Below are 8,712 nucleotides of genomic sequence, written 5' to 3'. Positions count from 1 at the left end.
GATACCTGATGTCACGCCGAATGGCGTTTTTTATTTACCACCAACTGGGTGGCTAACTTCATTCTATAATCCACCATCTTCAAAAGAACAACATAAATTGCAAAAATGCTAAAATCTAGCAATAACCTGCATGCGATCAAGACGATCGACTTATCTGGTACTTGTTGAAAAATCGTCCAAAACAAGTCCAGATGATGGATGCACATAATTGCCAGTGTATGCCTTCCAATTAAAACGATTAAACAATACCAGTGCACACAAAAAAATCAGGCTATCCAGCCTGATTTTCATCTATCAAGTTGATCAATTACTTAATCATCAATTGCCCACGCATTGGTGCTATCAAAATGGTAGGTCTTACCATTAACCATCACGTCTCCGGTTTCTGCCCAAGCATTTTCAGGGTCGAAGTAGTAGGTGCGGCCATTGATTGTCTGTAGGCCAGTTCGAGCCTTGCCATTGTCAAAGTAGTACCAACGGTTGTTGATCTTCTGCCACCCCGCCTTGGCGGCACCGTAACTGCCATCATGGTTTGGATTGAAGTAGTACCAAGAACCATTGATCTTTTGCCAACCAGCCAATAACCAGGCATTGTTCGGATCGAAGTAGTTAAGCTGACCATTAACTGTCTGCAAACCAGTCAGCGCCTTACCATCATTAGCGAAGTAGTACCAGTTATTGTTGATCGATTGCCAGCCGGTCTTGGCAGCACCGTAACTACCGTCATGGTTTGGATTGAAGTAGTACCAAGAGTTGTCAACCTTTTGCCAGCCAGCCAGTGACCAGGCATTGTCAGCATCAAAGTCATACCACTGGCCATTGATGACGTGCAAGCCTGTCATCGCTTTGCCGTTGGCATCAAAGTAATACCAATTACCCGCAGCTGATTGGAACCAGCCGGTCTTGGCAACGCCAAAATTACCATCATGGTTAGGGTTCAGATAGTACCAGGAATCATTGACTTTTTGCCAACCAGTCATTACCCAAGCATTAGCAGGGTCAAAGTAGAAGGTCTGACCGTTCACCTTCTGAATACCCGTAGCAGCCTTACCATCGTTATTGAAGTAGTACCAGTTGCCAACTGGAGTACGGAACCACTGTGACTTCTTAGCCCGCCCAGTAGCGGGATCAAAATAATACCACGTAGCATCAACCTTCTGCCAACCAGTGGCAACCTTTCCGGTAGCTTTATCCTGAATCTTGTATTCATCTGCACCTTCGGTTAATAAACCGTTAGCATTAGCCGAAGCTGCCGCAATTACCCAGTTAGCAGTTTGCTCACGCCCATTATTGTCGTAGTAATGAAGCGTTTCGGTAGCGGCATCATAAACAAGACCGGTCTTTCGAGCGCCATCAGTCCCTAGTTCATACCAATCGCCATCAATATACTGCCGACCGGTCATCATCCAACCAGTATCGGTCGCCGGATTGTAGTAATACCACTTGCCATTTTCTTCATGCCAACCAGTTACCATCACCCCAAAGTTACCATCATGGTTAGGATTCAGGTAGTACCAGTGACCATTAATGTATTGATCGCCAGACATTAAGTGACCATTGTTGTTAGCTGGATTGTAGTAGTACCACTTGCCATTTTCTTTTACCCAACCAGTCTGCATCGCCCCGTAATGGCCATCATGTTGGGTATTGAGATGGTACCAGGCACCGTTAATTTGTTGATCACCAACCAACATTTCGCCACTGCCATTGGTTGGATTGTAGTAATACCAGTAGCCATCAACATACTGCCAACCGGTTTGTTTCGTGTCGCCTTTGTACAAGTACCAATTACCGTTTTGGTAAACATTTGAGGTTGTGTCACCAAAAATGTTGTTGTAATCAATCGAAACGTCGAGATCGCCGCTATAACCACCAATCCGGCCGTGAGAATTAAACTGCCAAGCACCATAAGAAGTGTTCAGCAAGTTGCTGGAAGAAGGACTGTATGGATATTGGGCAATCCAGGTCTTCTTCTTGCCCACTGTTGAGCTGACACCGTAGGCTTCATCGTAGGCAATCGAGCAATAAACGATGTGATTATTGTAACCGGCATCTGACAAAGCACGCCAGAAAGAATTTAAATCGTTGGCCACGCCGCGATACTGCACATATGAAGATTCCATATCAGCAATCACTGGTGTTGAAGTACTGAGACCCAAGGTCTTCAATTCATTAACAAAGTACTGGCCTTCGCCATAGGCCTGCGCAGAATTAGCAAAGTCATTAAAGTGATAGACTGCGATATTCAGGCCAGCTGCCCGTGCGTTCGCAATTTGAGAAGCAGCATAAGGATTAACGTAGTTGCTAGCTTCCGTCAACTTCACGATGATCGTCTTAACGCCCGCATTTTTCAAGGCCTGATAGTTGGCCGGCGTTAGGTTGTACTGGTAAGAAGAAATATCAACAGCATCAACTCGCGGGTAATAAGAACTACCAATATTCACATAAGGTGTTCCGTCAGAAGCCGAAGCGGCAGGTTTAACCACCTGGGGTGTCGAAATCACTGTCGTATTTTGATTAACTTGGCTCTGACTGTTCGCAGCCGATGAAGCCGTACTAGTGGCAACTGAATTAGCCGATGAAGCGGCTGACGAAGTCGCGTTAGTGTTGGTCTGCAGTTCTAAAACATCGGCATTGCTGCTTGCCTGGCTTTCAGCAGCAACCGGCTGTTGTACTTGTTGGCTAGCAACTTGATCCGCATGAACACGGTGTTGGGTAGCAACCATACCCATTGAAAGTGACAGTAACACTAATCCACAAGTTAAAGTGGAATTTTTTAACGATTTCCTAAAATCCATAAATTAATGATCCTCCCAGATTCCAAAAAAAATGAAAACGAAAAGAAATTTTTCGTTTTCATTTTTAGTACTCTGCAACAGCAAAAGCTTACTTCTTCAAGCCATTCCGAATAATAGTTAATGGGTTCAGCCAAGTACCGTTATTGGTAAATGACATTGCCAAGTCATAGTTAAAGTTGTGGTTCCGAGTAATCCCAATGTGAACGTGAGAAGTGTCACGGTAACCAATCGTGTCACCCGTTGAAACTTGCTGACCCACGGATACCTTGATATTGCTCCGTGAAGAAAAGGCTTCCTGGTAAACAATCAGGTATTCACCAGTATCTTCCAGAACATAGTTTTCCAGCCCTGCCGTGTAACCAACGGCAACGATCTTCCCGCTGTGGATAGCACAAACAGTCGAGCCAGGATGGTCAACGGAGCCAAAGTCTAAGCCGTCGTGGAAACCGTTTTGCCGGAATTCACCACCAGCATTGACACCGAAAAGCTGCGCACCACTGAAGTGTCCTTCACCATCCGCTGGGAATGGCCAACCCCAGTAATCGTTCCAAACGCCATTATCATCGAAGGTGTAGCTGGTACCATCGATAGTATGAGTGCCCGTGTACATCCAGCAGTTAGTCGGATCGAGGTAATACCATTCGCCATTGATCTTTTGCCAGCCCGTATCAGCCCAAGCATTTGTTGGGTCAAAGTAATACCAGCTACCATTAATTTTGTGCCAGCCAGTATCAGTCCATGCATTATTAGCATCCATGTGGTACCAACGGCCATTGATATGCTGCCAGCCAGTTTGGGCTGCACCGTTGGAATTCATGTAGTACCATGCACCAGCAGCTGACTTGTACCAGCCAGTAACCGCTGCAGAGTCCACAGGACTAAAGTAATACCAGGAACCATTGTCTTTGACCCAACCAGTCTTAAAGCTATTCGTGCTAGTGTCATAGTCAAAGACGCGCCCGCCGATTGTCTGAATACCGCTCTGGGTAGGTGTGATAAACGCCCCTTCGATTGTTTTTGCAGAGGTGTTACTATCGGCAGCGGCACTGGCGATGGCGGGGTGACCATTGACGATCACGATGACCTTATGAGTTTGGGAATCCACACCAGTTTGCTTGAACTGGTTACCATTCTTAGAGTCAAAGTAGTACCAGGTTCCATCAATCTGCTGAAGACCAGTTAACATCTTGCCGTGTTGGTTTGGGTCAAGGTAGTATCCCTTGCCATTGATACTTTGCCAACCAGTCTTGATCGCACCAAAAGTCCCGTCATGGGATAAGTTCATGAAGTACCAGGAACCATCAATGTAGTTCCAACCAGTTGCCATCCAAGCATTTTCCGGATCAAAGTAATACTCGTGACCATCAACCGTAGTAAAACCACTGTCGGCTTTCACACTATTATTGAAGTGGTACCAGTTACCAGCAGCTGAACGGAACCAGCCAGTCTGGGCTGCCCCAAAGCTGCCATCATGGTTAGGATTGAAGTAGTACCAGGAACCATTTACCTTCTGCCAGCCAGACAGTGCCCACGCATTATCATTGTCGAAGTCATAGGTCTGACCATTGATGCTCTGCAAACCAGTTTCGGCTTGGCCCGCATTATTGAAGTAATACCAATTACCAGCCTGCGACCGCATCCAGCCCTTTTGAGCCCAGGCGTTGGCCTGGTCGAAGTAGTACCAGGAACCATTAATCTTTTGCCAACCCTTCAAAGCCCATGCGTCCGTCAGGTCAAAGAAGTAGGTATTGTTATTAATGGTCTGTAAACCGGTCTTAGCAGCACCGGTGGTGTCATCAAAGTAGAACCAGTTGCCCGCCTTTGATTGGTACCAATGAGTCTGAGCACTACCATCCTCATTAAAGTAGTACCACTGGTTATTAACCTGTTGCCAGCCAGTTTGATTTTGGCCGTTTGCATCACGGTCATAAATCTTACCATTAACAGTAACTAAACCAGCTTGACTAGCATTAGAACCGTTATTAGCAGCAGAATTTGCTGAATTAGTGGCACTAGATACTTGGTTTGCAGCGTTTGTAGTATTCGTTGCAGCTGAACTCTGGGCTTTGCCAGCATTATTAGCGGCTGCTGGCAAAGTTACTTCAGCACTCTGCAACGATTGTGCATTAGTGTGGTTTGTGTTTGTAGCAGCTTGGTTCGTAGCGGTGTTATCTGAATCACTACCGTTATTGCCATTGTTGTTATTATTATTGCCCACAGTTCTAATAACTTCTTTGTCCGTCGTAGCAGCGTGTGCACGTTGATGGCCACTAGTTGCCATTACTCCCATCGTAGCGAGAGCGGCAACCAGCCATAACTTGCCTGCTTTATAGAGCTTAAAATGCGTTGTTGCGTCGTTGTTATTATCCAAAATTGCTCGGTCTCCTTATTGAATCCTTGCAGTTGTTCTATCTTTTAAAATTTAAATTTTCTTCATAACTGGTACTTATAAAATACCAATTTTCATTATAGTGGAAGGATCGAACGAAATAAACCGATCTGTCGACTTATTAAGTAAACGTAAATTGGCTGTTACAGTTTTGTAATATTCTTTGTTATTGAGATGAAACCACTTTCAGTCAAAAATCATCCGTAGTTTCTTCGATAAACTATGATCACCAGTATCACTCATTAACTCGCCAAGCAATTAAATCATGTGTTACCCGCTGGTCTTTGCTTGGTAACTGGTTGTAGTTCTCACCATAGGTTTCAATCAAGTATTGATGCCAACAGGACATCGTTAAGAAGGTATGATTCTCAAAGTGAACCTCTGCTGATTTTTCAAAATCAGCTTTCTTCATAATTTCGCTATCAGGATCGCCCCACGCAACATCACCTACCAGGTTAGCAGAAGCATAGTTTGTCGAATGACAAGCTTTGATAATGCATCGATTGGCGCGTTTGACTCCATAGATCCGGGCTGCCAGAATCAAAAACGGTTTATAAATGTGCTTTAATACTCCACCCTTGGCTTGGAAAAGTTTAGCGGTAGCCAAAAGGATGATTTTCCGTGCTCTAATCGTCTTTTTAAACAACTTCTGGCGTTGATTAAAATCTTCATCCACACCATCAAAAGGAAAAACATCTATCCAAAGATTGTTTTCTCCTTTTTCATTAGTGTACTTTTGATCAGTTTCAACTAATGTATCCAAAATTTTAATGTATGGATAATGGGAAGTACCATTGTCGAATACAATCATTTTATAATGGCCGCCAAATTGAGGTTCTTTTTTGGCTAATGATAGTAGCCGATCATATTGAGGCCGTCCCATGCACACGTCAACATCGTCATCCCACGGAATAAAACCATGATGGCGAATCGCACCTAAGAGAGTTCCCGCGCACAAATAAAATTGAAGTTGATTAACCTCGCAGTACTTTTGAAAGTTAACCATGATGGCTAAGAGGGCTTGCTTAACTTCTTGTTTTGTTAATCTTTCCACTCTAAAACCCTCATTATTTAAACTCTTGCGAAACAGCATTCAGGGCAGCCTGCAAAACCTGATCCATATTGTAGTACCGATATTGGCCAAGGCGTCCGCCAAAAATGACTTGCGGCGTATTGTCAGCTAACTGACGATATTGTTTGTAAAGTGCGTTATTGGCCTGGTTGTTGACTGGATAATATGGTTCATCCCCACGATGCCAGTCGGCTGGGTATTCGTGGGTAATCACCGTCTTATCTTTGTCACCTTTGCCAAATTCGAAGTGCTTATGCTCGATGATCCGGGTAAATGGCGTTTCGGCATCCGTGTAGTTCACCACCGCGTTGCCTTGGTAGTTGCCGACATTCAGCTCTTTAGTTTCGAAACGCAGACTCCGGTACTGCAGTTCACCTAACTGGTAGTCGAAGAACTGATCAATCGGGCCAGTGAAGACGATCCGTGGATAATCACGCAGGTATTCTTCCTTGTGATCAAAGAAGTCAGTCTTTGTCTCAACGTCGATCAAGTCACTGGCCAACATTTTCTCAACAATCTGAGTGTAGCCGCCGATCGGAATGCCCTGGTAATCGTCGTTGAAGTAATTGTTATCATAAGTCAACCGTACTGGTAAACGACGAATGATAAAGGCGGGCAAATCCGTTGCCTTTTGCCCCCATTGCTTTTCAGTATAGCCCTTGACAAGCTTTTCATAGACGTCACGGCCGATTAAAGAAATAGCCTGTTCTTCCAGGTTAGCGGGTGTTTTACCGGCCATTTCTTGCCGCTGTTCGTTAATTTTGGCCAACGCCTCTTGGGGGGTAACAACGCCCCACATCTTGTTGAAGGTGTTCATGTTAAAGGGAAGATTGTAGATCTCACCCTTGTAATTAGCCACCGGACTGTTGGTGTAGCGATTAAACTTGGCAAACTGGTTGACGTAGTCCCAGATCTTTTGGTCAGAGGTATGGAAAATGTGAGCTCCATACTGGTGAACCTGAATTCCGTCAACTTCCTTGGTGTAAATGTTGCCAGCAATGTGATCCCGCTTGTCGATCACCTTTACCCGCTTGCCACGCTTAGCAGCTTCGTAAGCAAAAGTCGCCCCGAAAAGGCCGGCGCCTACTACCAAATAGTCATAGTTCATTATTTGTACTCCTCTTTAAAGCTCTGCAATATCTTCTCAGAAATTGCGTTTATCAAGCGAGATACTCAACCATCTCTAATGGTTGAAAGTATTTCTTAAGATCATTTAGTCCTCAACATTTTAGCATTTTTTGGTAGAATATGTATATATTTAATCAAAGAGGTATTGATAATGAAAAAGGGTTTGTTATTTGTTCCGTTTATGACCGGAATGGGCGGTAAAGAAACAGTTATTCATAATCTGTTTGCGGCTATGAATAAACAACAATCCTCACACTATAATCTTAAGGCTTATAGCATTGGCGGAAGTTTTGATTATCATTGGGCCGATGGTGTACCTGCATCTGTTACGGAAATTAGTAAAAAGCGCATCATCAGAACGGCTTATTACGCATCTGTCCTGCCATTGAAGATGCATAAAATCATCAAACAAGAAAAACCTGACTTTATTATTTCGGTCAATCCGATAATGTGGACCATTGCCAAATACATCAGCAAACAAATGCACATTAATATTCCAATTATTGCCTGGTACCACTATTCGCTCAGCAATAAACCTATCAAACCGTTCATTCTCAAGTCTGCTGATTATTACTTAGCAATCAGTTCTGGAATTAAACAAGAATTAATCAACAGAGGGATAGAGGCCAAGCGCATCTTCTTAGTATTTAACCCCATCGTTTCTGATGGTCAACTGATTCCTCAACCCCTTAAGACCAAACATTTCATTTATCTAGGGCGTTTAATGCTTGATGGGCAAAAAAATTTGCGCGAATTATTAACTGCCCTCAGCAAAGTCCAAGGTGATTGGGTTTTGGATGTTTTTGGTGATCCTGCCCAAGCACAGCCAATTGTCGAATTTGCTCAGCAGCTAAAGTTGGATCAAAAAATAATTTGGCACGGCTTTGTATCTGATCCATGGAATCATATTCCTAAAGCCACCGCATTATTATTAACCTCTAAATACGAAGGACTGCCAATGGTGCTCTGTGAAGCCATTTCGCACGGAGTCTACATCGTTAGTGCTAATATGCCAACGGGGCCTGATGACATTGTCAATCAGCAAAACGGTCAACTCTATGATCCTGGAGATACTGTAACTTTAACCCGGATAATTCAAAAAATAGTTGATAATGAAACCGAGTTACCTCAACCTGCCGACATTCAAAAAACATCGGTTAAGTTTTCTCCGGAAGCTTATCTCAAACGCTTTAATAATGCCATCAATGCAATCGTGCATTAAATCATGATAATTAAAAAGAAGATAGTGTGACGTGTACCCAAAAAGTTGGAAGTTGAATATTCTGGCTTGATAATTGAATAAATATTTTTTCTAGGCAACTAGA

The 8,712-nt window shown here is 43.7% G+C and carries 5 protein-coding genes; 1 reads left to right on the top strand and 4 read right to left on the bottom strand.

Annotated features, from left to right (window positions below):
• Positions 1-311: 311 nt before the first annotated feature.
• From QOR82_RS08255 to glf, 4 genes are all read right to left on the bottom strand, one after another.
• Complete coding sequence (locus QOR82_RS08255; RefSeq protein ID WP_283584290.1) at positions 312-2,798, bottom strand: GH25 family lysozyme; 2,487 nt, start codon at positions 2,796-2,798, stop codon at positions 312-314.
• Between the two features lie 88 nt (positions 2,799-2,886).
• Complete coding sequence (locus QOR82_RS08250) at positions 2,887-5,169, bottom strand: peptidoglycan DD-metalloendopeptidase family protein (RefSeq protein ID WP_283584289.1); 2,283 nt, start codon at positions 5,167-5,169, stop codon at positions 2,887-2,889.
• 253 nt (positions 5,170-5,422) lie between these two features.
• Complete coding sequence (locus QOR82_RS08245; RefSeq protein ID WP_283584288.1) at positions 5,423-6,241, bottom strand: LicD family protein; 819 nt, start codon at positions 6,239-6,241, stop codon at positions 5,423-5,425.
• A 13-nt stretch (positions 6,242-6,254) separates the two neighbouring features.
• Entirely contained in the window at positions 6,255-7,370 is a 1,116-nt protein-coding gene (glf, locus tag QOR82_RS08240) for a UDP-galactopyranose mutase (protein WP_283584291.1), read from the bottom strand.
• Positions 7,371-7,538: 168 nt separating this feature from the next.
• Here glf and QOR82_RS08235 point away from each other — a divergent pair, with 168 nt between their 5' ends.
• Positions 7,539-8,609, top strand: a complete 1,071-nt coding sequence (locus tag QOR82_RS08235; protein WP_283584287.1) for a glycosyltransferase — start codon at positions 7,539-7,541, stop codon at positions 8,607-8,609.
• Positions 8,610-8,712 lie beyond the last annotated feature (103 nt).

It is taken from the genome of Limosilactobacillus difficilis (genome assembly GCF_947387495.1).
Classification (GTDB): Bacteria; Bacillota; Bacilli; order Lactobacillales; family Lactobacillaceae; genus Limosilactobacillus; species Limosilactobacillus difficilis.
Note: the sequence above shows the minus strand (reverse complement) of the source record. Positions and strands in the feature narration are given on the sequence as shown.